Annotated in this window: 24 protein-coding genes; 9 read left to right on the top strand and 15 right to left on the bottom strand. The window is 75.9% G+C overall.

The window, feature by feature from the left end:
- Window position 1 precedes the first annotated feature (1 nt).
- Entirely contained in the window at window positions 2-742 is a 741-nt protein-coding gene (locus tag BD833_RS13335; RefSeq protein WP_243737645.1) for a GAF domain-containing protein, read from the top strand.
- 19 nt (window positions 743-761) lie between these two features.
- Here the strand turns inward: BD833_RS13335 and BD833_RS13330 are convergent, their stop codons facing one another.
- The gene (locus BD833_RS13330) at window positions 762-1,538 is read right to left on the bottom strand and encodes a LamB/YcsF family protein (RefSeq protein ID WP_243737644.1); all 777 of its coding nucleotides are present in this window, start codon (window positions 1,536-1,538) and stop codon (window positions 762-764) included.
- 52 nt (window positions 1,539-1,590) lie between these two features.
- On the opposite strand from BD833_RS13330, the gene BD833_RS13325 reads away from it, so the two are divergent.
- The 3 genes from BD833_RS13325 to BD833_RS13315 all read left to right on the top strand — a co-directional run bounded on the left by BD833_RS13325 (window position 1,591) and on the right by BD833_RS13315 (window position 6,072).
- Window positions 1,591-2,709, top strand: coding sequence for a spore photoproduct lyase family protein (locus BD833_RS13325; RefSeq protein WP_166533631.1), 1,119 nt, complete (start codon window positions 1,591-1,593; stop codon window positions 2,707-2,709).
- 135 nt (window positions 2,710-2,844) lie between these two features.
- On the top strand, window positions 2,845-4,512 hold the full coding sequence (locus tag BD833_RS13320) for a SpoIIE family protein phosphatase (protein WP_166533630.1): 1,668 nt from the start codon (window positions 2,845-2,847) through the stop codon (window positions 4,510-4,512).
- A 57-nt stretch (window positions 4,513-4,569) separates the two neighbouring features.
- Entirely contained in the window at window positions 4,570-6,072 is a 1,503-nt protein-coding gene (locus BD833_RS13315; RefSeq protein ID WP_166533629.1) for a phytoene desaturase family protein, read from the top strand.
- Window positions 6,073-6,079: 7 nt separating this feature from the next.
- Here BD833_RS13315 and BD833_RS13310 read toward each other — a convergent pair whose 3' ends face one another.
- From BD833_RS13310 to dapE, 9 genes are all read right to left on the bottom strand, one after another.
- Window positions 6,080-7,546 carry a hypothetical protein gene (locus tag BD833_RS13310; protein ID WP_166533628.1) on the bottom strand — a complete coding sequence of 489 codons (1,467 nt, stop codon included), beginning with the start codon at window positions 7,544-7,546 and terminating at the stop codon, window positions 6,080-6,082.
- Between the two features lie 217 nt (window positions 7,547-7,763).
- On the bottom strand, window positions 7,764-7,931 hold the full coding sequence (locus BD833_RS13305) for a DUF3117 domain-containing protein (protein ID WP_012947303.1): 168 nt from the start codon (window positions 7,929-7,931) through the stop codon (window positions 7,764-7,766).
- A 142-nt stretch (window positions 7,932-8,073) separates the two neighbouring features.
- A complete protein-coding gene (locus BD833_RS13300) occupies window positions 8,074-8,625 on the bottom strand; it encodes a DNA-3-methyladenine glycosylase I (RefSeq protein WP_166533627.1) in 552 nt (183 codons plus the stop codon).
- 85 nt (window positions 8,626-8,710) lie between these two features.
- The gene (locus tag BD833_RS13295) at window positions 8,711-9,118 is read right to left on the bottom strand and encodes a hypothetical protein (protein WP_166533626.1); all 408 of its coding nucleotides are present in this window, start codon (window positions 9,116-9,118) and stop codon (window positions 8,711-8,713) included.
- A gap of 57 nt (window positions 9,119-9,175) precedes the next feature.
- Window positions 9,176-10,072 carry a DMT family transporter gene (locus BD833_RS13290; RefSeq protein ID WP_166533625.1) on the bottom strand — a complete coding sequence of 299 codons (897 nt, stop codon included), beginning with the start codon at window positions 10,070-10,072 and terminating at the stop codon, window positions 9,176-9,178.
- Between the two features lie 76 nt (window positions 10,073-10,148).
- The gene (locus BD833_RS13285) at window positions 10,149-10,601 is read right to left on the bottom strand and encodes an SRPBCC family protein (protein ID WP_166533624.1); all 453 of its coding nucleotides are present in this window, start codon (window positions 10,599-10,601) and stop codon (window positions 10,149-10,151) included.
- Complete coding sequence (locus BD833_RS13280) at window positions 10,594-10,962, bottom strand: DivIVA domain-containing protein (RefSeq protein ID WP_166533623.1); 369 nt, start codon at window positions 10,960-10,962, stop codon at window positions 10,594-10,596. The genes BD833_RS13285 and BD833_RS13280 overlap by 8 nt, the downstream gene beginning before the upstream one ends.
- A 1-nt stretch (window position 10,963) precedes the next feature.
- Window positions 10,964-11,794, bottom strand: a complete 831-nt coding sequence (locus tag BD833_RS13275; protein WP_243737643.1) for an LOG family protein — start codon at window positions 11,792-11,794, stop codon at window positions 10,964-10,966.
- A complete protein-coding gene (gene dapE, locus BD833_RS13270) occupies window positions 11,791-12,903 on the bottom strand; it encodes a succinyl-diaminopimelate desuccinylase (protein WP_166533622.1) in 1,113 nt (370 codons plus the stop codon). Before dapE ends, BD833_RS13275 begins: the two co-directional genes overlap by 4 nt.
- A 104-nt stretch (window positions 12,904-13,007) precedes the next feature.
- Between dapE and dapD the strand changes: the two genes are divergently transcribed.
- The gene (dapD, locus tag BD833_RS13265; protein WP_166533621.1) at window positions 13,008-13,997 is read left to right on the top strand and encodes a 2,3,4,5-tetrahydropyridine-2,6-dicarboxylate N-succinyltransferase; all 990 of its coding nucleotides are present in this window, start codon (window positions 13,008-13,010) and stop codon (window positions 13,995-13,997) included.
- Window positions 13,998-14,104: 107 nt separating this feature from the next.
- On the opposite strand, the gene BD833_RS13260 is transcribed toward dapD, so the two are convergent.
- Window positions 14,105-15,220 carry an alpha/beta fold hydrolase gene (locus tag BD833_RS13260; protein ID WP_166533620.1) on the bottom strand — a complete coding sequence of 372 codons (1,116 nt, stop codon included), beginning with the start codon at window positions 15,218-15,220 and terminating at the stop codon, window positions 14,105-14,107.
- Between the two features lie 161 nt (window positions 15,221-15,381).
- Between BD833_RS13260 and BD833_RS23270 the strand changes: the two genes are divergently transcribed.
- Complete coding sequence (locus tag BD833_RS23270) at window positions 15,382-16,089, top strand: hypothetical protein (protein WP_208092638.1); 708 nt, start codon at window positions 15,382-15,384, stop codon at window positions 16,087-16,089.
- Window positions 16,090-16,173: 84 nt separating this feature from the next.
- Window positions 16,174-17,757: a zinc-ribbon domain-containing protein gene (locus BD833_RS13250; protein ID WP_166533619.1), complete on the top strand. Its 1,584-nt coding sequence runs from the start codon at window positions 16,174-16,176 to the stop codon at window positions 17,755-17,757.
- A 79-nt stretch (window positions 17,758-17,836) separates the two neighbouring features.
- On the opposite strand, the gene dapC is transcribed toward BD833_RS13250, so the two are convergent.
- Both dapC and fdxA read right to left on the bottom strand, forming a co-directional pair.
- Window positions 17,837-18,925 (bottom strand): succinyldiaminopimelate transaminase, encoded by a 1,089-nt coding sequence (gene dapC / locus BD833_RS13245; protein WP_279536020.1) that lies wholly within the window; start codon window positions 18,923-18,925, stop codon window positions 17,837-17,839.
- A gap of 29 nt (window positions 18,926-18,954) precedes the next feature.
- Window positions 18,955-19,281, bottom strand: coding sequence for a ferredoxin (gene fdxA / locus BD833_RS22745; RefSeq protein WP_208092637.1), 327 nt, complete (start codon window positions 19,279-19,281; stop codon window positions 18,955-18,957).
- A 222-nt stretch (window positions 19,282-19,503) separates the two neighbouring features.
- On the opposite strand from fdxA, the gene BD833_RS13240 reads away from it, so the two are divergent.
- Together BD833_RS13240 and BD833_RS13235 are read left to right on the top strand one after the other, a co-directional pair.
- Window positions 19,504-22,350 carry a bifunctional diguanylate cyclase/phosphodiesterase gene (locus tag BD833_RS13240; protein WP_166533617.1) on the top strand — a complete coding sequence of 949 codons (2,847 nt, stop codon included), beginning with the start codon at window positions 19,504-19,506 and terminating at the stop codon, window positions 22,348-22,350.
- Between the two features lie 56 nt (window positions 22,351-22,406).
- The gene (locus BD833_RS13235) at window positions 22,407-23,186 is read left to right on the top strand and encodes a GNAT family N-acetyltransferase (protein WP_166533616.1); all 780 of its coding nucleotides are present in this window, start codon (window positions 22,407-22,409) and stop codon (window positions 23,184-23,186) included.
- Here BD833_RS13235 and BD833_RS13230 read toward each other — a convergent pair.
- Together BD833_RS13230 and mshB are read right to left on the bottom strand one after the other, a co-directional pair.
- Window positions 23,110-23,526: a hypothetical protein gene (locus tag BD833_RS13230; RefSeq protein ID WP_166533615.1), complete on the bottom strand. Its 417-nt coding sequence runs from the start codon at window positions 23,524-23,526 to the stop codon at window positions 23,110-23,112. The two genes, BD833_RS13235 and BD833_RS13230, sit on opposite strands and share 77 nt — an antisense overlap.
- Entirely contained in the window at window positions 23,523-24,410 is an 888-nt protein-coding gene (gene mshB, locus BD833_RS13225; RefSeq protein ID WP_166533614.1) for an N-acetyl-1-D-myo-inositol-2-amino-2-deoxy-alpha-D-glucopyranoside deacetylase, read from the bottom strand. Before mshB ends, BD833_RS13230 begins: the two co-directional genes overlap by 4 nt.
- Window positions 24,411-24,529 lie beyond the last annotated feature (119 nt).

The raw sequence follows: 24,529 nt of genomic DNA, 5'->3' as shown, positions 1-24,529 counted from the left end.
CATGCCCATCGCCGAGCGGTTCTCCGCTGCGCTCGCCGCGGTCTCCGCACCCGCGCTGGCCGCTCCCGAGCTGCTGCCGGTGCGGCTGAGCCGGGCGTGCGCCCGGGTGCTCGCCGTGGACGGCGCCGGCCTCAGCATGAGCGACGCGAGCGGCCGGCGGGTTCCGCTGGGCGCCAGCAGCGCCGCGGCGTCGACGGCCGAGCAGATGCAGTTCACGGCCGGCGAGGGCCCCTGCGTGGCCTCCCAGCGGACCGGGCAACCGGTGTTCGCGGCCGAGGAGGACCTCCGGCGGCGCTGGCCGATGTTCGCCACCCTGTTCCTCGGCGGGACGCCCTACCGCGGGGTGGTCGCGCTGCCGCTGCGGTCGCCGCCGTCCGGCGGCGGCGCCCTCGACCTGTACGTGACCCGCGGGGATGCGGTGGCCGAGCTCGACGTGTTCGACGCCGTCGCCGTGGGTGAGCTGATCAGCTCCGCGCTCGCGGAGGCGGCGATGTGGTCGACCTGGTCGCCGGCCGAGGGGCCGGACTGGCTGCACGGGCCGGCACCGCGGCAACGGGCCGCGGTGTGGGAGGCGGTCGGCAAGATCGGCGTGGCCCTCGACATCGGGTCCGCCGAGGCGCTGGCCCTGCTCCGGGTCGACGCCTACGCGGCCGGGCGCTCGGTCGACGAGGTGGCCGCCGACCTGCTCGCCGGGCGGCGGCCGCTGGAGGAGCTGCGCGCCGACCGGCCGCCCGGCCCGTGACCGCCCGGCCCGCGACCGCTCAGCCGGCGAACGGCGCCAGCACCAGGCCGGCTGCCTCCAGCGCGGCGCGGACCGACCGCGCCAGGTGCACCGCGCCCGGGGTGTCTCCGTGCACGCAGACCGAGCCGACGTCCACCCGCACGACGCTGCCGTCGACGGCGACCGCCGTTCCGTCGCGGACCATCCGGACCGCGCGCCCGGCGACGGCGGCCGGCTCGTGCAGCACCGCGCCCGGCAGGCCGCGCGGCACCAGCGTGCCCTCCGGGGTGTAGCCCCGATCGGCGAACGCCTCGCCGACCGTCGGCAGCCCGGCCTCCGCCGCCGCCTGCAGCAACCGCGAGCCGGGCAGCCCCAGCACGGCCAGCCCGGGGTCGTAGCCGGCGACGGCCGTCACCACCGCCGCGGCCTGCGCCTCGTGGTGCACGACGGCGTTGTAGAGGGCGCCGTGCGGCTTGACGTAGGAGACCCGTCCCCCGGCCGTCCGGGCGATGCCGTCGAGCGCGGCCAGCTGGTAGAGCACGTCGGCCGCCAGCTCCTCGGGCGCGACGTCGACGAACCGCCGGCCGAAGCCGGCCAGGTCGCGGTAGGAGACCTGCGCGCCGATGGACACCCCGGCGGCGACGGCGCCGCGGCACACCCGGCGCATCGTGACGGGGTCACCGGCGTGGAACCCGCAGGCGACGTTGGCGCTGGTGACGACCTCGAGGAGCGCCTCGTCGTCCCCGAGCCGCCAGACGCCGAACCCCTCACCGAGGTCGGCGTTGAGGTCGATGCGGCGGGGGCCGGGCGCGCTCACCGGGGCAGTCTCGCACCGGAATGGCGGCCGCCTCCCCGGCGCTGCACCAGGCATGGCCGCCGCCGAGCCGCTGACCCTCTTCGACGTCGACCCGCCGGCGACGCCGATGCCGACCAACGCGCTGCTGCAGGTGCGCCGGATCTACGCCGAGCCCGCGGCGCTGACCATCCCGCGCGGCCGGCAGGTGCTCGGCCGCTTCCCCGGTGCGGAGGTCGTCGAGGTCCCGTCGCACTGGCAGATCCCGGAGCTGCACGGCAACGAGGGGCTCGTCGACCGCTGGGTGCGGGTGAAGACCGAGACGCTGGTGCTCGGCGTCCGCAAGGGGCTCGCCACCCGCCCCAACGGCCGGTCGGCGAACTTCATCGCCCCCGGCCTCGCCAACGGCTGCGCGATGGCCTGCGTCTACTGCTACGTGCCCCGGCGCAAGGGGTTCGCCAACCCGATCACCGTCTTCACCAACATCGAGCAGATCACCGGTCACCTGCGCCGGCACGTAGCGCGCCAGGGCCCGAAGACCGAACCGGACCAGTGCGACCGCGACAGCTGGGTGTACGACATCGGCGAGAACAGCGACTGCTCCGTGGACGCCCTGGTCAGCGACAACGTCGCCGACCTGGTGGCCACGTTCCGCGACCTGCCGACGGCGAAGGCCTCCTTCGCCACCAAGTACGTCAACCGGGGGCTGCTGGAGCTGGACCCGGCCGGGCGCACCCGCATCCGGTTCTCGCTCATGCCCGACGACGACGCGCGGGTCCTCGACGTCCGCACCAGCCGGATCGCCGACCGGATCGCGGCGGTCGACGACTTCGTGGCCGCCGGCTACGAGGTCCACCTGAACCTCTCCCCCGTCGTGCTGCGCGAGGGCTGGGAGCAGGACTGGGGGCGGCTGCTCGACCGGCTGGACGACGAGCTCGGGCCGGCCGCGAAGTCCCAGGCTGCGGCCGAGGTCATCCTGCTCACCCACAACGAGGCGCTGCACGAGGTGAACCTCGGCTGGCACCCGACGGCGGAGCGGTTGCTCTGGCGCCCCGACCTGCAGGAGCCCAAGCGCAGCCAGAACGGCCAGGACAACGTCCGCTACCGGGCCGACGTCAAGCGCGCGGCGGTGGCCCGGGTGCGCGACCTGGTCGCCCGGCGCGCGCCGTGGCTGCGGATGAGGTATGCCTTCTGAGCTCGGATCGCACCGCCATGTCGACTTGACCACATGTCGACTTTCCGTGCGCGCGCACTCACCCCCCGTGTGAGAACGTGAGACCTGGAACGAGCCGTCGACGGCCGTCCGCACCACCGTGCTCGAGGGGGAGAAGTGCCCGAGGCCACCTCAGGGGTGCCTGCGGCGACGCTGCTGGCGGCCCTGCCGGACACGGTCGTCGTGGCCGACGCCGGCGGCCGCGTGACGTACGTGAACCCGGCCGTGTCCCGGCTGCTGGGGTACTCCCCGGCCGACCTGCTCGGCCGCGACCTGACCGAGATCATGCCGTCCCGGTTCCGCACGGGGCACGGCGGCCACATCACCCGCTTCCTCACCACCGGGCAGGGCGAACTCGTCGGCAACACCACCCAGCTGCCCGCGCTGCACGTCGACGGGCACGAGATCTCGATCGACGTCACCCTCGCCCGCGTGGAGCCGTTCCCCGGCGCCTCGGCCGCGGAGTCCTCGATCGTCGGCGTGCTCCGTGACGCGAGCACCACGATCCTGCTGGAGCGCCAGCTCCAGGTCAGCCGCTACCTGGCGGCCACGCTGCGGGTCACCGCGGCCCTCACCGAGGCCCGCGACGCCGACGTCGCCTTCGCCCAGCTGCTGCCCACGCTGTGCACCGCGCTGGACTGGGACGCCGCCCTGCTGTGGCAGGCCGACACCGAGCACGGACGGCTGCTCCACGCGGCCACCTGGGCCGCTCCCGACGCCGACGTCCCGGCCCTGGCCACCGATGCTCCCACCCGGGTGTTCCACCGCGGTGAGGGCCTGCCGGGGCGCGCGTGGCTGCACCGCGCACCGGTCGTGGCCGAGGAGCTCGCGGCCGATCCCCGGCTGGTCCGCCGCGAGGTGGTCCGGGCCGACGGGCTCAGCACAGGGGTGGCGTTCCCCGTGCTCAGCGGCGACTCGCTGCTCGCCGTCTGCGAGCTGTTCTCCACCACCCAGCGACCGGTGCCCCCGGAGCTGCTCGAGGTGCTCGGGCACGCCGGCCGGCAGATCGGCCAGTTCCTCGCGCGGCTGCGCGCCGAGTCGGTGGTCCGCGAGCTCGCCGAGACCCTCCAGCGCAGCCTGCTCCCGTCGCACCTCCCGACGATCCCGGGCGTCGAGCTGGCGGCCCACTACCGCGCCGGAGGCGAGGCCGCGCTGGTCGGCGGCGACACCTACGACGTGATGCCGCTCCCGGGTGGCCGGTGGATGGTGCTGATCGCCGACGTCTGCGGCACCGGGGCGGAGGCCGCCGCCGTCACCGCGGTCACCCGGCACACCGCCCGCGCGGCGGCCACGGACAGCCCGGCGGAGATCCTCCGCGCCGTCAACGCCGCCCTGCTGCACGAGCAGGGCACCGGACCGCTGCGCTTCGTCACCGCCTGCTGCCTGGTCCTCGAGCCGGCCGCACGGGGCGCCCGGCTGCGCCTCGGCGTGGCCGGCCACCCGCTGCCGCTGGTCACCGGCCCCGACGGCGACGCCCGGGCGATCGGGACGGCCGGCCGGCCGCTCGGCATCGACGGCGACCTGGAGGTGACCGAGACGGTCCTCGACCTGGCACCCGGGTCCACCCTCGTGCTCTACACCGACGGGGTCACCGAGGCCCGCGACGACGCCGGCCGGCAGTTCGGGGAGGACGCGCTGCTGCGGGTGGTCGCCGGGGCCCCGGTCGCCGACGCGGAGGCCGTCGTCGCCGCGGTGTCGGCCGCCGTCGAGAGCCAGCTGGCCGGTTCCCGCCACGAGCCCGACGACCTCGCCGTCCTGGCGCTCGCGGTGCCCGCGGCCCGCTGACCGGTGCCCGGCGGCCCACCGGCCGGGAGGTCGGCGCGGGCTGGCTACGGTGGGTCCGTGGCGCGCGTGGTGGTCGTGGGCGCGGGCCTGGGCGGTCTGGCGGTCGCCGCGCGGCTGGCCGCGCGGGGCCACGCGGTGACCGTCGTCGAGCAGGCCGACCAGGTGGGCGGGAAGCTCGGCTGGTACAGCCGCGACGGGCACTCCTTCGACACCGGCCCGAGCCTGGTCACCCTCCCGCAGGTCTACCGCGACCTGTTCGCCGCCACCGGCGGCCGGCTGGAGGACGCCGTCGACCTGGTGCGACTGGACCCCGCCGTCGGCTACCGCTTCGCCGACGGCACCGCGCTGACCTTCCCCGGACGCCGGGACGACGTGCCCGCCGCCCTGGACGCCGCGCTCGGCGACGGCGCGGGCCGCCAGTGGAGCGCCCTCCTCGACCGCGCCGAGCGGATGTGGGCGATCAGCGAACGCCCGTTCCTGCGCACCCCCCTGGCCGGGGCGGGAACGCTGGCGCGGCTGGCCCGGCGCCCGGGGGACGTCGCGGCCGTCGCGCCCTGGCAGTCGCTGCGCGGGCTCGGCCGGCGCTACCTGCGGCACCCGCACCTGCGCACGCTGCTGGACCGCTACGCGACCTACTCCGGGTCCGACCCGCGCCGGGCGCCCGCCGTCCTGGCGACCGTGCCGTACGCCGAGCAGGCGTTCGGCTCCTGGTACGTGCGCGGCGGGCTGCACCGGCTCGGCCTGGCCGTGCTCGACCGGGCGGTCGGGCACGGCGCGGTGGTCCGCACCGGCACAACCGTGCGGCGGGTGCTGGTGGAGGGCGGCCGCGCGGCGGGGGTCGAGCTCGCGGGTGGCGAGCGGCTGCGCGCGGACGTCGTCGTCTCCGGCGTGGACGCCACCGCCCTGCACACCGACCTCCTGTCCGCCGGCCCGGCCACGCGCGGAGTGCGGCGGGACCTGCGCCGGGCGACCCCCTCGCTGTCCGGCTTCGTGCTCCTGCTGGCCCTGCGCGGGCGCACGCCGGGGCTGGCCCACCACACGGTGCTCTTCCCCGACGACTACGACGCGGAGTTCGACGCCGTCTTCGGCACCGGGCGGCACGCCGGCGCGCCGCGCCCGGTGGCCGACCCGACGGTGTACATCAGCGCGCCCGACGACCCCGCCCTGGTGCCCGACGGCGACAGCGAGTCCTGGTTCGTGCTGGTCAACGCCCCCCGGCACGACCCGGCCGGCGGCGTCGACTGGGACGCGCCCGGCCTGGCCGCGGGCTACGCCGACCGCGTGCTCGAGGTCATGGCCCGGCGGGGGCTCGACGTCCGGGACCGGCTGCGCTGGCGGGAGGTCCGGACGCCGGCCGACCTCGCCCGGGCCACCGGCAGCGTGGGCGGCTCCATCTACGGGACCTCCAGCAACGGCTCCCGGGCGGCGTTCCTGCGCCCGGCCAACGCCTCGCCGGTTCCCGGGCTGTTCCTGGTGGGCGGCTCGGCGCACCCCGGCGGCGGGCTGCCGCTGGTCGGCTTGTCGGCCGAGATCGTGGCAGGGCTGGTCGGTCCGGCCTGATCCGCGCTCAGGCCCGCGCGGCCCCGTACCCGAGGAGCGCGGCCAGCCCCAGGGCGCTACGCGGGGCGTAGGCGGTCCGCCAGAGGCCGCCGTGCGCCGCCTCGTAGGCCTCGTCCTGCCACGGGTGCGCGTGCACCGGCCCGCCGCCGGTGTGCAGGTCGTGCACCAGCAGCGCGGCCATCAGCACGTTGGCCGTCGCCGGCTCGAAGATCTCGACGCCGAACCGGTGCGCACCGGCGTAGGCCGCGGCCAGGGCGCGGTTCTTCACCACCGACCGGGTGCGCGTGGGCGGCGCGACGTTCATGGAGACCGTGCTCCCGGCCGCCGACGCGACGGTGGCCCGCCACCGCTGCAGCCGCTTGGCCAGCGCGTAGTTGGGGCCCTGCTGGGCGACCAGGCTGTCGGCGATCCCCGGGTCCGCGCCGGGCACGTAGGCCCGCCGCAGCAGGCGGCCGCCGGACACCGTGCGCAGCGGACGGCCGAGCAGCTTGGCCCGGCGGCTGCGGTCGGCGTAGGCCCGCACCGACTGGGCCACCGCGTCGGCAGGGACGGCGAAGACGTCGGTGGGCGTGGCGAGGAAGGCCAGGGCGAGGTCGGGCCGCGCCCCGGTCAGCCGCACCGTCAGCGCGTCGACCGCCGTGGACACCCGGACGTTGGTGGCGCCGTCGGCGTACACGTAGTTGCCGAGCACCGGCCGCCCGGGCAGGCCGGCGATCCAGTCGGCCACCGCGGGCACCTCGGCGATCAGGTCGGCGCCGGCCCGGCGCGGGTCGGCGCCGGTTCCCGGTTCGGTGACCGGGACCAGCAGCGTGCCGGCACCACCGCGCGCGGTGTCGAGCACCCGCTCCCACAGGGGAGCCCGCGGCAGGTCCACCGCGGCCACCTGCGCGCCCCACCGGAGCAGCGCGGTCAGCGGCCCCATCTCCGCGCCGGCGCCGAGCACGACCACGGTGCGGCCCGGCAGCGCAAGCCAGCCGGGGTTCGCGGCGACCGTGCGGACCGCCTCGGCCGCCGAGGGCTCGACGACCCCGCGCTCCACCCACCGGTCGAGCCGGCGCAGCAACGCGTCGCCACGCAGCCGCTCACCGCGGAAGGGCAGCGAGAGCTCGCCCTCGGGCTGCCCGCCGCCGGTCACCTCTGCCGTGTGCAGGGCCCGGCCGGCCGGGGCGGTGCTCAGCGTCTCCAGGCCGGACTCGCCGTCCGGGCCGGCCACCCGCATGCGCCGGTGCAGCGAGTCGAGGCCGGCGGCGGCGATCGAGCGCGCCGCCCCCGCCGACGGCAGGCCCGCCTCCACCAGCCGGCGGAAGTGCGGCAGGTAGCCGGCCCGCCAGTTGGTCTCCTGCTCGGCGGCCAGCGCCCCGGTGGCGTCGACCGGGCGCAGCGCGTCGGCCACGACGGCGCGGCCGAGGGCGGCGGTGCTGCGCCGGCCGTCCGGTCCGGCGGGGAACACGACCCCGAGGTCCTCGTCCGCCATCAGTCGCTCACCACCGGCACAGCATCTCCCACCGGCACAGCGTCTCCCACCGGCACAGCATCTCCCGGACGGCGTCCGGCCCGCAGCGGGGGGCCCACCGCACGGACGGCGGGCGGCGACCCCGGAGACGGCACGGCCCCGGTCACCGGCGAGAAGCCGGCGGCCGGGGCCGTGCCGTCCTGCGCGGAGCTGCCGGGAGGCGGCGTCGCGGAGGAGTTCAGCTGGTCGCGCCCTTGAGCGCCTCCGACAGCGCCGCCGCCTCGTCCGGCGACAGCTCCACCACGAGGCGACCGCCGCCTTCCAGCGGTACGCGCATGACCAGGCCGCGCCCTTCCTTGGTGACCTCGAGGGGACCTTCACCCGTGCGCGGCTTCATGGCCGCCATGCGTGCCTCCTTCGCCAGCCACGAGCCCGCCGGAGGCAGGCGCGTGGTGTCCGATGCTGTGAGCTACGGCAATGATCCCGTATGAGCTCCCGTCGTCCAACACGAACCCCGCCGGACCCTCCTTTCGGGCCTTCCACCAGGGTCAGGATCGCGCGCGGAAGCAGCCGGCCACGTGGTCGTCGACCATCCCGGTCGCCTGCATCAGGGCATAGGCGGTGGTCGGACCGACGAAGACGAAGCCACGGCGCTTGAGCTCCTTCGCCATGGCTCCCGACTCGGGGCTGGTGGCCGGCACGTCGGCGAGGGTGGCGGGGCGGGGCCGGTCGCCGGCCGGGGCGAAGGACCACAGCAGCTCCGACAGCCCCTCGGGCAGCCGCTGCGCCGCCCGCGCGTTCGAGACGGCGGCGGCGATCTTCGCGCGGTTCCGCACGATCGACGCATCGGCCATCAGCCGGGCCTCGTCCTCGGCGGTGAAGGCGGCCACGGCGTCGATCGCGAAGCCGGCGAACGCGGCCCGGAACGCCGGTCGCTTCCGCAGGATGGTGATCCAGGACAGCCCCGACTGGAACGCCTCGAGGCACAACCGCTCGAAGAGCGCATCGTCCCCGCGCAGCGGCCTCCCCCACTCCTCGTCGTGGTAGGCGATGTACTCGGGCGCGCTCGTCGCCCATCCGCACCGGCCGGGTTCGTCCACGCGCCCGACGCTAGCGACCGGTGCCGACGCTCCCCGCTCCACCCGGTTCGCTCGGCCGGGGGCGAGCGCGCCTGCCTGCCCTCGGTCAGTCCCGGTCGGGCTCGCCGGCCAGCGCCCGTGCGGCGTCCGTGTCCGCCGGGTCGAAGCCGATCTGACCCACGGCGCCGAACTGAGCTGCCTGTCCGTCGATCCAGCGCTGGTGGGCTTCCCACGCCGCCTGACGGGTGGTGCCCAGCGCCTCGCCGATCTCCGCCCAGGAGGCGCCGGCCGCCCGGGCCGTGCGCACCGTCAGCTGTCGCCCGTAGCCGGCTTTGCGGGCGACCAGCTCCTGGAGCGCAAGCAGCTCGAGCGACTCCTCCCGGCGCAGGGTCGGCAGCGCGTCCTGACCCGGCTGCTCGGGGTCGGCCACCGCTTCGCGCGTCCGCAGCTCCTCGAGCCGGGCTACGGCAGCAGCCAGCGTGTACCGGCGTTCGAGCTCCGAGAGGTCGGTCATGGGCCCACCATCCGTCAAGCCACCTTGACTGTCAAGGCAACTTGACGTCCGCAACACTCAGCCCGGAGCCACGGCGGCGACGGCCGGCTCGGCCCGCGGGGGGCTCCGCCGCGTGGCGAGCACGCAGCCGGTGAGCACCAGCGGCAGGCCCAGGGCCAGGCCCAGGGTGAACGGCTCGTCGAGCAGCAGCACCCCGAGCAGCACGGCGACCGCCGGGTTGACGAAGGTGATCACCAGGGCGCGTTGCGGGCCGACCTCCCGGATGAGCGCGAAGAACACGGCCAGGGCCACCGCGGTGCAGAGCACCCCGAGCGCGAGCAGCGACAGCAGTGCGTCCGCCGGTGCGGCGGTCACCTGCCCGAGCCGGGGGACGGCGAAGGGCGCGTAGACGAGCGCGGTGACGGCCAGCGCCACGGAGCTCGCGGCCACGCCCGGCACCCCCGGGAGCGCCCGGCTGACCACCAGCGGCGCGGTGCCGTAGCCGACCACCACCAGCCCGACGGCGAGGAGCGGCAGCAGCTGCGCGCCCTCGACGTCCAGACCCAGCAGCACGGCGATGCCGACGACGCCGATGCCCATGCCCAGCAGGCGCACCGGCGTCAGCCGCTCCTCCTCCCCCGCCACCCGGGCGGCGATCGCGGCGACGAACGGCACCCCGGCCACCAGCAGGCCGGTGAGCGAGCTGGACAGGCTCTGCTCGGCGTAGGCGAGCAGCAGCCACGGACCGGTCATCTCCAGCACCGTGAACAGCAGGAGCGGCTTCCAGTGCCGCAGCGCGGGGCGCAGCTGGCCGCGGGCGATCGTCCACGGCAGGAGCAGCGCCGCGCCGATGACGCAGCGGGCGAAGACGACCGAGACCGGCGAGACGTCGCCGACGGCGACCTTGATCAGCAGGTAGGGGACGCCCCAGATCACCGACATGGTGAGGAACAGCGCCCAGCCGCGACGGCTCACCGACCGCGCTCCGCGGCCGCGTACGGGATGTGCACGCGCCCATCCTCACCGACCGGGGAGCGCGCCCCGCAGCGGGTCAGAAGTCGCGGGCGAAGGCGGCGAACCGGCGCAGCGACAGGTCGATGCCCAGCAGCGCGAACGGCTTGACCAGCACCCACCCGACCTGGCCCAGGAGGCCGTAGGGCAGCCAGAGCCGTTCGGTCCAGACGAAGGTGGAGTGCGCGCCGCGTGGCTCGATGACGAAGATGCCCGGGCCGCGCACCAGCCGGCCGGTGTGCTGGACGACGACCCGCCGGGGCGGGTCCCACTCGGTGATCACCATGGTGTCCAGCAGGCCGACGTGGCGGCCACCGGGCAGCGGGAGCCCGGTGCGCGCGGCCAGCCGCCCACCCACGCCCTGCGCCGGCCCGCCGACGGTCTCCACGTCCGTGGCGACCATCCACTCCCCCTGCCGCGTCCAGGCGGTCAGCGCCGCCCACACCCGCTCCGGCGCCGCGTCGACGTCCACCCGCCGGGTCACCTCAGGCATCGGTGCTCCTCTCGTCCTCAGCTGACCCGGGACCGGGATCGGTCGGCAGCTCCTGCTCGCGGCGCGCGGCCAGCTCGGCCCGCAGCGCGGCGATCTCGGCATCCCGCTCGTCCAGGGTGTGCGCGAACTGGTCGAGCAGCCAGTCGACCTCGGCCATCCGGTACCCGCGCGCGGTGACCGCGATCCGCAGCGCACGCACGTCCGCAGCGGTCACCCGGCGGTCGTCCGGAAGCTCGACCGGCGAGCGGTCGACCTCGGCCGGTGGCTGGGTCTCCCCCCGCCCGAGCACCAGCGCGGCGAGCAGGAAGAGCAGCCCCCCGACCAGCAGGACGGTGACGACGAAGACGACGAACGACAGCACCTCAGGCGTCGGAGGGCGGTGCGCCGATCGCGCTCGGCAGCCCGTCGCCGGCGTCCCCCCGCTCTCGGGCGGCATCGGCGGCGCGGATGACCGACACCGCCTCCGCGACGTCGTCGGTGACCGTGACCAGCTCGAGGTCACCGGGGCCGATCATGCCCTCGGTCAGCATCGTCGCCCGGATCCAGTCGACCAAACCGGACCAGTACGCGCTGCCGAGCAGGATCACCGGGAAGCGGGTCACCTTGCGGGTCTGCACCAGCGTCAGCGCCTCGAACAGCTCGTCGAGCGTGCCGAAGCCGCCGGGCAGGATCACGAACGCCTGCGCGTACTTCACGAACATCGTCTTGCGCACGAAGAAGTAGCGGAACGAGATGCCGACGTCGACCCACTCGTTGAGCTCCTGCTCGAACGGCAGCTCGATGCCCAGCCCGATCGACATCCCCCCGGCCTCCGAGGCACCGCGGTTGGCCGCCTCCATCGCTCCGGGGCCGCCGCCGGTGATCACCGCGTACCCCGCCTCGACCAGCGCGGCGCCCAGCTGCACCCCCGCGGCGTAGTGCGGGTGGTCCCTGGGCGTGCGGGCGCTGCCGAACACGCTCACCGCCGGGGGCAGCTCGGCGAGCAGGCCGAAGCCCTCGACGAACTCCGACGTGATGCGCATGACCCGCCACGGGTCGGTGTGCACGAAGTCAGCGCCGCCGCTGCGGTCGAGCAGCCGCTGGTCGGTGGTCGTGCCCCGGTTCTGCGGGTCGGGCTCGCCCTTGCGCAGCATGATCGGGCCCTTGTGCCGGGTCGGGCGCGGGCGGTGACCGTCGGACGGCGGGGTGGTCACGAGCTGCTCCCGGAGAGGTAGGCGGTGAGGGCGTCGACGGCCGGCTGCAGCCGCTCGACGAGGACGTGTTCCTCGCGGGTGTGCGCCAGCTGCGGGTCGCCGGGGCCGTAGTTGACCGCCGGGATGCCGAACGCGGCGAACCGGGAGACGTCGGTCCAGCCCAGCTTGGCCCGCGCGGGCCGGCCGACCGCCGCGATGAACGCCGCCGCGGCCGGCTCACCGAGCCCGGGCAGCGCGCCCCCGGCGTTGTCCACCACGGTGAGGGTGGCGCCGGCGGCGATCGCCTCGGCGAAGACCTCCCGGACGTGCGCCTCGGCGGCGTCCTCGTCCCGGTCGGGGGCGTACCGGAAGTTCACCGTCAGGGACGACTCGTCGGGGATGACGTTGCCCGCCACCCCGCCGGCGATCCCCACCGCGTTGAGCCCCTCCCGGTAGGTGCAGCCGTCGATCTCCACCTCGCGCGGCCGGTAGGCGGCCAGCGCCGCCAGCGCGCCGGCCAGGCCGTGGATGGCGTTCTCGCCCAGCCAGCTGCGGGCGCTGTGCGCGCGGCGGCCCTTGGTCGACAGCACCGCGCGCAGCGTGCCCTGGCAGCCGGCCTCGATCTCGCCGTCGGTCGGCTCCAGGAGGACGGCGAGGTCGCCGTAGAGCCAGCCGCGGCGCTCGCGGGCCACCCGGCCGAGCCCGTTCTTCACCGACTCGACCTCCTCGTTGTCGTAGAAGACGAAGGTGAGGTCGTGCGCGGGCTCGGCGCCCGGGACGCCGAACGTCGCGGCCAGCCGCAGCATCACCGCATCCCCCGCCTTCATGTCCGACGTGCCGCAGCCGTACAGCCGGCCGGTGGTCTCGTCCAGTCGGCTGGGCACGTTGTCGGCGATGGGCACCGTGTCCAGGTGGCCGGCCAGCACCACCCGGCCGGGCCGGTCGAGGTTGGTGCGGGCGAGGACCGTGTCCCCGATCCGCTCCACCTCGAGCCCGCCCAGCGCACGCAGCGCGGCCTCGACCGCGTCCGCGAGCGCGGTCTCGCTGCCGGAGACCGACGGGGCGTCGACGAGGGCGCGGGTCAGCGCGAGGACGTCGGTGGACAGGTCGAGCTCGGGCGGGGCGCTCACGCCTGCCGAGCCTAGGCGAAGGACCGTGCTGGGCCCCGGGACCCGCTGGCGTTCCCCGGGTCCCAGCACCCACGCGGAGCCACGGGCTGGGTAGCGTCGTCCTCGTGACCGACGCAGCCTCCGCCGCCGTGCCCGTCTCCGCCTCCGCCGCCGGTCTGGCGACGATCACCCGGGCGGGCACCGTGCTCGACACCTGGTACCCCGAGCCGCGGCTCGACGCCCCGGACGGCGCGGCCACGGGCACCACCCGGCTGGGCGCGCTCGAGCTCTCCGGCGAGCTGGGCCCCGACTACGGCGGGCTGGTGCGCACCGACGAGGCACGGGACGTCGAGGTCGTCGCCGTCCGCACGGTCATCGCCGACCTGTCGGCCCCGCCGGTGGACACCCACGACGTGTGGCTGCGGCTGCACCTGCTCTCGCACCGGCTGATCCGGCCGCACCAGGCGGACATGACCGGCGTCTTCGGGCTGCTCACCAACGTGGCCTGGACCAGCGCCGGCCCGGTGGAGGCGGCGACGTTCAACGCGCACCGGCTGCGGGCGGCGGTCGGCCACGTGACCGTCTTCGGCGTGGACAAGTTCCCGCGGATGGTCGACTACGTCATCCCCACCGGCGTCCGCATCGCCGACGCCGACCGGGTGCGGCTGGGCGCCCACCTCGCCGACGGGACGACGGTCATGCACGAGGGCTTCGTCAACTTCAACGCCGGCACGCTGGGCCCCTCCATGGTCGAGGGCCGGATCAGCGCCGGTGTGGTCGTCGGCGCGGACAGCGACGTGGGTGGCGGCGCGTCGATCATGGGCACCCTGTCCGGCGGGGGGACCCAGCGGATCTCCATCGGTACCGGCTGCCTGATCGGCGCCAACGCCGGCATCGGGATCTCGCTCGGCAACGACTGCGTCGTCGAGGCCGGCTGCTACGTCACCGCCGGCTCGCGGATCACGCTGCCCGACGGCTCGGTGGTCAAGGCGCGCGAGCTGTCCGGCCGCGACGGGCTGCTGTTCCGCCGCAACAGCGTGACCGGGACGCTGGAGGCCGTCGTCCGACAGGGCACGTGGGGCGCGCTGAACGCCGAGCTGCACGCGAATACATAGGTCGGCCTCCGGCCTCCACCGCGGCCACGTGCCGTCCCCGCGTTGCACGGAGCCGCTGATTCGCGCCTGCCCGGGACCCTCCGGGCCCCACTCGGCACGACCGGGCGTCACCGGGGGGCGGCCGACGTCTCCGTGGCGACGTCGAGGTGCTCCAGCAGGGCCACCACGAACTCCTGCGGCCGCTCGACGTGCGGCGAGTGCCCGACCCCGGGCAGCACGACCTCGCGGTAGGAGCCCCCGGCCGCGGCGTACTCCTCGAGCACGGCGCGGGTCTGGGCGACCATCGGCTGCGGCGGGCAGACCGCTTCGCCCGGCCAGCCCGGCACCGCGCCCAGCTGCCCCAGGTGGGCCAGGTCGAACGCCGAGGTGTCCGACACGATGGCGTCGGCGTCGCCCCGGATCCACAGCACCGGAGGCCTGTCGGCCAGCGCGGCGATCCCCGAGACGTCCATGACCGTCGGCGCCATGGTGTTCAGGACGCCGCGCTTCCCCGGAGCCACGCCCGGCCACGTCGGGCTGGGCGCGGAGTCGCCCGGGTAGTGGTCCACGCCGGTGCGGGTCGACAGCATCGAGGCGACGAAGACGTCCTCCAGGGCGGGGTCCAGCGGCAGCGACCCCGGCGCCACGTAGAACGCCCGCAGGATCGACCGCGGGCTGGTCGGGCTACCGCTCCCCGAGTCGCCCGCGGCGAGCGCGGCGACGAACTCCTGGTTGGCCGCGCCGCCACCGGAGCCCGCGCCGTCCTCGGCGAGGCGGCGTCCCTCCGGCCCGGCCGTGCCGCCGAAGCCGTACGGCGAGACGGGGGCCACCAGCGTCACGGAGGCGACCCGGGCGGGCGCGTCGAGCAGGTACTGCAGGACGACGCCTGCGCCCATGCTCCAGCCGACCAGGTGCACCCGCTCGACGCCGAGGGCCTCCACCAGCGCCGCGACGTCGTCGGCCCAGTCACGCACGCCGCGGCGCGCGTCCACCGGCAGCGGATCGGTGTCGCCGTAGCCGCGCAGATCGACCGCGACCGGCCGCACGCGGGCCTCCTCCACCAGCGCCAGCAACGGCTGCTGCCAGAAGAGCGCCGAGCTGACGTTGCCGTGGACGAAGAGCACGACCTCGCCGTCGCCGGCGAGCTCCGCCGGCACCACGGCGACCGGGTGCACGACGTTCTGGGTCAGTCGCGGGGTGGCCACCCGCGTGGTGGTGATCCCGGGCAGCAGGACGTCAGCCATGGCTCCTCCTCGACGGCGGGCACACGGTATCGGTGCCGGCCGGTCGGGAACAGCCCACGCGAGGGCGGGCTGCGACCTCGGTCACCGGGCGCCACGGCGCACGCCCGGCACCGTGCCCGCGTCCCGGCACGGGCCGCGAGCTCGACCTACAGTCGGTCCTGATGAGCAGTCCCCGCACCGCGACGCGCCCCGCCGCGGCCCGGGCCCGCAGCGGCACCCGGCCGGGGTCCCGGCAATCTCCCGGACGCCGGCCCGCCCGGCGGCCGGCCGCCCGTTCCGGCGGCGCCCGGCCTGCGTCCCGCCGACGCGGCCCCGCGGCACGGCGACGTCGTCGCAGCGGCGCCGGTGGCGTCGCGCGCTGGTGGCCGGCGCTGCTGATCGCGGTCGCCCTCCTCGCCGGCGTCGCGTGGGGCACCGAACAGGATCCCGCCGACGGGACGTGCGCGCTGCCCGCCTCGTCGGTGACGCTCACCGCCGACCAGATGGCCAACGCGGCCACCATCGCCGAGGTCGGCCGCTCGCGGGGGCTGCCGGAGCGAGCCGTCGTCATCGCGCTCGCGACGGCGATGCAGGAGTCGACCCTCCGCAACCTCGACTACGGCGACCGCGACTCGCTCGGGCTGTTCCAGCAGCGCCCCTCGCAGGGCTGGGGCACACCGGAGCAAGTGCAGGACCCCGTCTACGCGGCTGGCACGTTCTACGACCACCTCGTGCAGGTGCCCGGGTGGGAGACCGGGGAGCTGACGCTCGTGGCAGACGCCGTGCAGCGCAGCGCGTTCCCACTCGCGTACGGGAAGTGGTCCTCGTTCGCCGAGGAGCTCGCAGCCACGCTGGACCCCGCTGCGACCGAGGCTCCGCTCTGCCGGTGACCTGGTCGCGCTGCGACAGGCCCGGACCCAGCGCGGGCCGGGCGGTCCACCGGAACTGTCACACCTCGCCGGCACGATCCGCAGATGGAGACGCCCGCCGGGCACAGGCCGCAGAGCTGGCAGGACCTCGACCGCGACGCGCTCGAACGCCTGTTGGCAACGGGCCTCACTGCCGACGAAGTGGGCAGGATCTACGGGCGCAGTGGCTCGCTGGTGCGTCTCGCCGCCCGCGGGTGGGGACTGGACGTACGCGCTCTGAGGGCCCGGTCCCGCGGGCTGGCCCGGACCCATCCAGAGATCGCGCTTGAGTTCGTCGGCGTGGTCGACGGCGCGCCGTCCCACTACCGGCCGGGCGACCTGATGACCGGAAGCGGGGCTCGTTGCCGTTGGCGGTGTTCGGCCTGTGGCGCGCAGTGGGTCACTTCCGTAGCCAACCGGACGAAGCGGTCTTCCGGCTGCCCCGAGTGCGCACGGCGGCGGCAGGCGGAGCTCGCACGGAGGCGGCCCGCTAGATCACGTCCCCTCAGCGAGGTCTCACGGGAACTGGCCCGTGACTTCGTGGGCAACCTGACCCGGCCTGACCGGGATGCCTCGAGCACGCCGAGCGGTTCCCACGACCGAGTCCTGTGGCGCTGCAGGCAGGGTCACGAGTGGGAGACGGCAGCCCGCCAGCGCGTGAAGTACGGCAGCCAGTGCCCGGCGTGCCTCGCCGGGCTGTGGACGAGCCGCCTCGAGTTCGAGGTGGCCGAACTCGTCCAGCTGGCCACCGGCCTGACCGTCGTCCTCGGACCCCGTCTTGCCCGCGCTGACCGCGCTGGTGACGAGCGCATCGACCTCTTGGTCACGGGAGCCGACCTACTCGTCGACCTGGACCCCAGCGGCTGGCACGCGTCCGACGAGGCAGTCGCGCGAGACGCCCGGAAGCTGGACCGGCTGGCTGGCAGACGGTACGTCCGGGTGCGCCCGCGCGTTCTGGGGATGCTCCCCCCGGGTCGCTCGGCGCCGCGGCAGCAGATCCTGCTGCCCCATGGCGACGAGAGCGACCCGGGAATGTGGGTGTCGGGAGTCTTCCGCGCGCTACGGACTTACGAGCCAGGTATGCAGACGCACCAGACCTCGATCGCGTCGCGTGCGGCAGCACGGACTCGTGCGGATGCGCGTTGGCGGCAGCTGCGGTCGGCGGCGCGCTCCCGGAGCCTTCTCTCGGAGCACCCGGAGATGGCCGGTGAGTTCGTCGAGGCGATCGGTCGACCGGGCCTCACGGCCGCGGATCTCGCGCCGTCCGGGGATGACCGCGTGCTCTGGCGGTGCCGGGGCTGCGGACACGAGTGGGAAGCACGGGTGGCCAACCGAACGGCCCTGAACACCGGCTGCCCGCCCTGTTCCTACCGTCGCGGCGCCGCGACGACCGCGGTGCCGCGCCGAGGGGAGAGCTTCGCCGACCGGCATCCTCACCTGGTGGGCCGATTCGTGCGGAACGAGACACGCCCGGGCAAGTCGTTGTTCGATATGAAGCCGAACTGCACCGACGCCTGCTGGTGGACGTGCCCGCACTGCGGTCGGCCGTGGAGGACCACTCCGCACACACTGAACCAGAACCCGGCGCGCGGTTGTCGCCCATGCGGCATACAGCGGATGGCGGCGAAGCGGCGCAGGCAGAAGGGCTGAGGTCATCCGATCGGTCGGGCCCTGTGACGCCACCCCGCCCGGCCGCCCTGCACGGGAGCGGTCTGGGCCGCCGCGCCGCTCAGCCGCGCAGCCGCTCCACCGCGGCGTCGATCCGCTCGTCGGTCGCGGTGAGCGCGAGCCGGACGTGGCGGGCGCCGGCCGGGCCGTAGAAGCTGCCCGGTGCGGCCACGATCCCGAGCCCGGCCAGCCGGTCGATGGTGGTCCAGCAGTCCTCGTCGCGGGTGGCCCAGAGGTAGAGCCCGGCCTCGGAGTGCTCGATCCGCATCCCGGCGTCCCGCACCGCCGCGGCCAGCCGGTCCCGCCGCGAGCGGTACCGCTCGCGCTGGGCGTCGACGTGCGCGTCGTCGTCGAACGCGGCGGCCATCGCGGCCTGGACCGGTGCCGGCACCAGCAGGCCGAGGTGCCGGCGCACCTCCCACACCTGGCGGACCAGCGCCGGGTCACCGGAGAGCAGACCGCCCCGGTAGCCGGCCGCGGTCGACTGCTTGGACAGCGAGTGCACCGCCAGCAGGCCGGTGTGGTCATCCCCCGCCACGGCGGGGTGCAGGATCGACCGGGGCCTCACGTCCCAGCCGAGGGTGATGTAGCACTCGTCGGCCACGACGGGGATCCCGTGCGACCGCCCCCACGCCACCCACGTCCGGAGCTCGTCGTCGGTGAGCACCCGACCGTGCGGGTTCCCCGGGGAGTTCAGCCAGACCAGCGAGATCCCGGCCCCGTCGGCGGGTGGCACGTCGCTGCGCCGGACCGCCAGCCCGGCCAGGACGGCGCCGACCTCGTAGGTCGGGTACGCGACCTCCGGGAGGACGACGGTGGTCGCGCTGCCCTGCAGGCCCAGCAGGGTGGGCAGCAGCGCCACCAGCTCCTTGGAGCCGACCGTGGGGATCAGCGGGGGTGGCCCGTCCGGCGACTCGGCGACCTCGACGTCCAGGCGCCGTCGCAGCCAGGCTGCCGCCGCCGTCCGGAGCGCGGGGGTGCCCAGCGCCGTCGGGTACCCGGGGGCGTCCGCCGCGCCGGCCAGCGCGTCCCGGAGCACGGCGGGGGTCTGGTCGACCGGCGTGCCGATCGACAGGTCGACCACCCCGCCGGGGTGCTGCGCCGCGCGGGCGCGCGCCCCGGCGAGGGAGTCCCAGGGGAAGTCCGGCAGGGCGCGGGAGGGCCCTGCGGCGTCAGCCGTCAGTGCCCTTCGCCCTGCGGCGGGAGGGCGGCCACCAGCGGGTGGTCCTTGCCGATCTTGCCGGTCTTGGCCGCGCCACCGGGGCTGCCCAGGTCGGAGAAGAAGTCCACGTTGGCGTTGTAGAAGTCCTTCCACTTGTCCGGGACGTCGTCCTCGTAGTAGATGGCCTCCACCGGGCACACCGGCTCGCAGGCGCCGCAGTCGACGCACTCGTCGGGGTGGATGTACAGCATCCGGTCGCCCTCGTAGATGCAGTCCACCGGACACTCGTCGATGCACGCCTTGTCGAGAACGTCGACGCAGGCCTGGGTGATGACGTAGGTCACGGGGTTCCCTCCCGGGGACGTTCGGGCAGCGCCGCCGGCCGGGACCGGTGCGCCAGGATGCCTCCTCAGTATCACCTGCCCCGTCGAGCGCCGTGCCACGGGCCACTCCCTCGTCCCTCCGGCGGAGGTCCCCCGGCGGCCGGCGCTGGGCCCAGCTCACCCGATCGGGGTGGGCCCCCGCACCCGGCTCAAGCGCCCTGGGAGGAAGCCGATCTTGATGACGTGCCCGAGACGACGCAGGCCGGCTCCGCCCCACGGCAGCCGTCGCCCTACGACGCCCAGGCGGCGCTGGCGCACCTGCTCGCCCGGCTGCGCGCCTCCTCCGGGGCCACCCGGGTGTCGGTGTGGGTGCACGAGGCGACCACCGAGCTCGTGGTGCCGTTCCGGCAGGCCTCCTCCCCCAGCACGCCGCGGCCCACGCACCCCGCGCTGCGCACCCCCGCCTTCGTCTCCGACTCCCCCTTCCTGTCCGCGGTCATCACCAGCCGGCAGGCCGTCGTGGCCCGGGCCGACGGCCGCCGCAGGGCCGACCGCCAGCTCGCCGAGGTGGGCATCCGCTCGGCCCACGGCGAGCCGCTGATCCTGGACGGCGAGGTCGTGGGCGTCCTGACCGTGGAGCCCGCGGCCGCCGCCGCGCCGCACCTGCTGCGCCAGGCGGCTCCCCGCCTCGCCGCCGCGCTCGCCGAGGCGTGGACCCGCCGCTCCGACCAGCGGCGGCTGGACCAGGCCGCCGTGCTGCTCGGGCTGATCGAGTCCGCCGGCCAGGCGCAGTCGATGGACGCCCTGCTCGGCTCGGCCTGCCGCCGGCTCGCCGAGCTCGGCGAGGTGGAGCGCGCCTGCATCTTCCTGGTCGAGGACGGCCGGCTGGTCCCGCGGATGGCGGCCTACGCCGACGGCCGGCGCGACCCGGTCACCTGGGAGCAGTTCCGCAACGCGCCGGTCGCCCTCGAGCTGGCCGAGACGGTCCTGCGCACCGGGGAGCCCCGGACCGCGGACCGCACGTCCGGGCTCGTCGACGGCTGGTGGGTGGACTCCTTCCAGATCGCCTCCGCGCTGGCCGTGCCGCTGGGCCGCGCTCCGGAGCTGGCCGGCGTCCTCACGCTCGACAGCACGCAGCTGCGCCCGTTCTCCGAGGCCGTCCGTCGCCTGGCCGCCGCCGCGGGAGCCCACCTCGGTGGGGTCATCGAGCAGGCCCGCACCAGCCAGGCGCGCGCCGCCTCCCTGGCCACCGCCGAGGTCGTGCGGCAGCTGCTCGTCGACGGCTCGGCGGCGACCGGCGTGGCCGAGGCCGCGGAGGTGCTGGCCCGCGCCGTCCAGCGCCTGGCCGGGACCGACCGCAGCGCCGCCTACCTGCTGGGCGCCGACGGCCGGATCGGCGAGGTGCGGCACGTCGACTGGCCCGAGTCGCACAAGGAGGTCGTCGCCACCCGGGTGGTCGGCACCCCCGCCGCGTCCGTACCGCTGTGGCGGCAGGCCAGCGCCGACCCGAGGCCGGTCTTCGTGGAGGACGCGGCCGCCGGCGACCTGCTCGACCCGCAGCTCGTGCGGGCACTGGACCTGTCCTCCTACCTCAGCGTGCCGCTGCTGTCCGGCGGCCGCCTCCTCGGCCTGGTCGTCTCCGGCTCGGTCGGCGCACCCCGCACCTGGTCCCCGGCCGTCCGGGACGCCGTCTCCCAGGTCACCCTCGAGGGCTCCCTCGTCGTGGAGAACGCCGAGCTGCGGGCGGCCGAGCAGCTGCGGCTCGCCCAACTGGCCACCGAGGCCCACCACGACCCGCTCACCGGGCTGGCCAACCGCCGCCGGTTCACCGAGGCGGTGGAGGCGACCGTCTACGCCGAGCCGGCCGGCCGGTGCGCCCTGCTCATGATCGACCTGGACCGGTTCAAGGAGATCAACGACAGCTTCGGGCACAGCGTGGGCGACGACCTGCTGTGCCTCGTCGGCCCCCGGCTGCAGGGCGTGCTGGACGACGGCGACCTGCTGGCGCGCATGGGCGGCGACGAGTTCGCCGTCCTCCTGCCCGACGCCGACGACACCCGGGCCCGCGCGGTGGCCGAGAGCATCGGCGCGGCGCTGCGCGACGCGTTCGTCCTCGACGGGATGCCGCTGCACGTCGATGCCAGCGTCGGCATCGCGCTCTGCCCGGACCACGGCCGCGACCGCTCGCTCCTCCTCGCCCGCGCCGACACCGCGATGTACGCCGCCAAGCGGGGCCGGCAGGGTCATGAGGTGTGGGCGCCCGACGGCACCCCCGCCTCGCGGGACCGCCTGGAGACCCTGGAGCAGCTCCGGGGCGCACTGGACGGCGAGCAGCTGGACAACCACTACCAGCCGAAGCTGGACCTGCGCACCGGGACCGTCGTCGGCCTGGAGGCGCTGGTCCGCTGGAACCACCCCGCGCGCGGCCTGCTGTACCCCGACGTCTTCCTGCCGCTCGCCGAGCAGGCCGGCCTCATGCGCCGGCTGGCCCTGCGCGTGCTCGAACGGGCGCTGCGGGACCTGCAGGGCTGGCGGGCCCAGGGCCACGACCTGTCGGTCGCGGTGAACCTGTCGGTCTCCAACCTGCAGGACGTCGCCCTGCCCGAGCAGGTCGAGATGCTGCTCGACGCCTTCGCCGTCCCGGCCGGGGCCCTGGTCCTGGAGATCACCGAGGACGTCCTCATGGCCGACGCCGCCCGCAGCCAGCAGGTCATGGCCGGGCTGCGCCGCCTGAGCGTCCGCCTGTCGGTGGACGACTACGGGACCGGGTACTCCTCGCTGTCCTACCTGCGGGCGCTGCCCGTCGACGAGCTCAAGCTGGACCGCAGCTTCGTCGCACACCTCACCACCGACGACCGGGCGGCCGCGATCGTGCGCAGCACGCTGCAGCTGAGCCGGGACCTCGGCATGAGCATGGTCGTCGAGGGCGTCGAGGACGCCGCGTCCCTCGCCGCCCTTCGCGCGTGGGGGTGCGACATCGCGCAGGGGTACCACATCTCCCGGCCCATGCCGGCCGAGCGGGTGCTCGGCTGGCTGGACAGCCGGCCGGTCCGCGCGCTGCGGGTTCCCGGGGCCCGGCCCCGGGTCTGATCCCGCTCCCGGCCGGGCGCCGGGAGGAGGCGCCACCGGGGCGGCAGGATCACCGCATGCCCGCGCCGCCCGACCCCGCGTCCGTGACCGCCCTGGAGCGGCTGGCCGCGCGCACCTGGCGCGGGCTGGAGGAGCAGCCCTACGGCGACTGGCTGCTGCGGGCCGGCGGTGGCTTCACCGGCCGGGCCAACTCGGTGCTCGTGCTGGGGAACCCCCCGGCCGGGCTGCCGGCGGCCGTCGCCGACGTCACCCGCTGGTACCGCGAGCGGGGGCTCCCGGCCCGCGCCTGCGTGCCGGGGCCCGCGGCCGACGCCGACGCCGCCCTGGCGGCCGCCGGCTGGGGACGCGACGAGGACACCGTGGTCCTCACCGGCCCGGCCGGCCCCTGGCCGTGCCCCGACGTGCCCGTGGTGCTCGCCGACGCACCGGACGAGGTCTGGCTGACCGGCTACCGCGCCGGCGGCGCCCTGCCGGCCTCGGCCACCGCGGTCCTGAGGCGCGCCGAGCAGCCGCGCTTCGCCTCGGTGCGGCCGTACCCGCCGCCCGCGCCGGCGGTCGCCGTCGCGCGGGGTGCCGTGGCGGAGGACGTGCTGGTGATCAGCGCGGTGACCGTGGACGAGCGGCACCGGCGGCGCGGCCTGGCGACGGCGCTGATGACCACCCTGGCCGCAGATGCCCGGAGCCGCGGCGCGCGCTGCTGCGTCCTTCAGGTCACGGCGTCCAACGCCCCGGCCCTGGCCCTCTACGCGCGGCTGGGCTTCACCGAGCACCACCGCTACCACTACCGGACCGCGCCGCCCCCGGCTGCGGACTCCCGAGGGCCTGCCCGACGCTGACGGCCGCGGCGAGCACGCCGAGCAGCAGGAAGACGGTGTTGACGATGCCCACCCCGGCACCGGCGACCACCAGCAGGTCGCCCTCGGGGCGGCGCACCATCGCCGCCAGCACGACCACCAGCCAGGTGACGGCGGGCAGGACTGCGACCGCCCTCGACCCGGACAGCCGCAGCGCCGCCGCGACCAGCAGCACGTTGCCCACCACCGCCGCGACGACGGACACCGGCACCGGCACACCGGCGACCCGCAGCGGGAGCCAGAGCACCTCGACCACCGCCAGCCACGCGGCGACGGCGACCGCGGCGATCCCCCAGCCGGCCACCGCCAGCCGGGCGGTCACCCGTCCAGCCCGGCGAACAGGTCGCCCTCGCGACCGCTCCCGTCCGCCGCCGGCCCGGGCACGCCGCGCACCAGCCGGTAGTGCTCCACGCCGACCAGCTGCTGGCCGAGGTCGTTCGACAGCGCGAAGAAGCCGCCCTGCACGGTGAGCTGGGTGGCGTGCGCCCGCATCGCGTCGGCCTTGCGGTCGACGAACGCGGCCGCGTCCACGGTGGTGGTGACCTCGTCGTCCGGGACGGCGAACGGCGCGGTGCCGGGGTCGGGCGGCCGGGTGAAGGACACCGCGTCGCCGGCCGCCGCCAGCGCGGCGGCGCCGGCCCGGAGCGCCGACCGGGGCACGCAGGACCAGTACACCTTCGCGACGGTCCAGGCCGGCCCCAGCTCGGGAGCGAAGCCGGGATCCGCGGCGGCCTCGACCGCCCGCATCGCGACGCGGTGCGCCTGGATGTGGTCGGGGTGGCCGTAGCCGCCGTCGGGGTCGTAGGTGACCACGACCTGCGGCCGGACCTCCCGCACCACCGCCACCGCGTGCGCCACCGCCTCGGCCGGGTCGGCGTTCCAGAAGGCGCGGGGGTGCTCGTTGGCCGGGGTGCCGATCATCCCGGAGTCGCGGTACCGGCCCGCGCCCCCGAGGAACCGGACGTCGTCCACCCCGAGGGCGGCCATCGCCGCGCGCAGCTCGGCGATCCGGTAGCCGCCCAGCTGGTCGGCCCGGTCGGCCGCCAGCTGGGCGAGCCCGGGGACGAGGATCTCGCCCTCCTCCCCCAGCGTGCAGGTGAGCAGCGTGACGCCGGCCCCTTCGGCGACGTAGCGGGCCATCGTCGCCCCGGTGGTGATCGTCTCGTCGTCCGGATGCGCGTGGACGAGCAGGATCCGGCGGTTCACACTGCGATCCTGCCGGACCGCACCGCGGCCAGGTGCCGCCCCCCGGGCGCGCGGAGCCGCTGCGTCACGCCTGCGCGGACCCCTGCGGGGCCCACTCGGCGCGACCGGACACCTCTCCC

It is taken from the genome of Blastococcus xanthinilyticus (assembly GCF_008124835.1).
In the GTDB taxonomy this organism is placed as follows: domain Bacteria; phylum Actinomycetota; class Actinomycetes; order Mycobacteriales; family Geodermatophilaceae; genus Blastococcus; species Blastococcus xanthinilyticus.
Note: the sequence above shows the minus strand (reverse complement) of the source record. Positions and strands in the feature narration are given on the sequence as shown.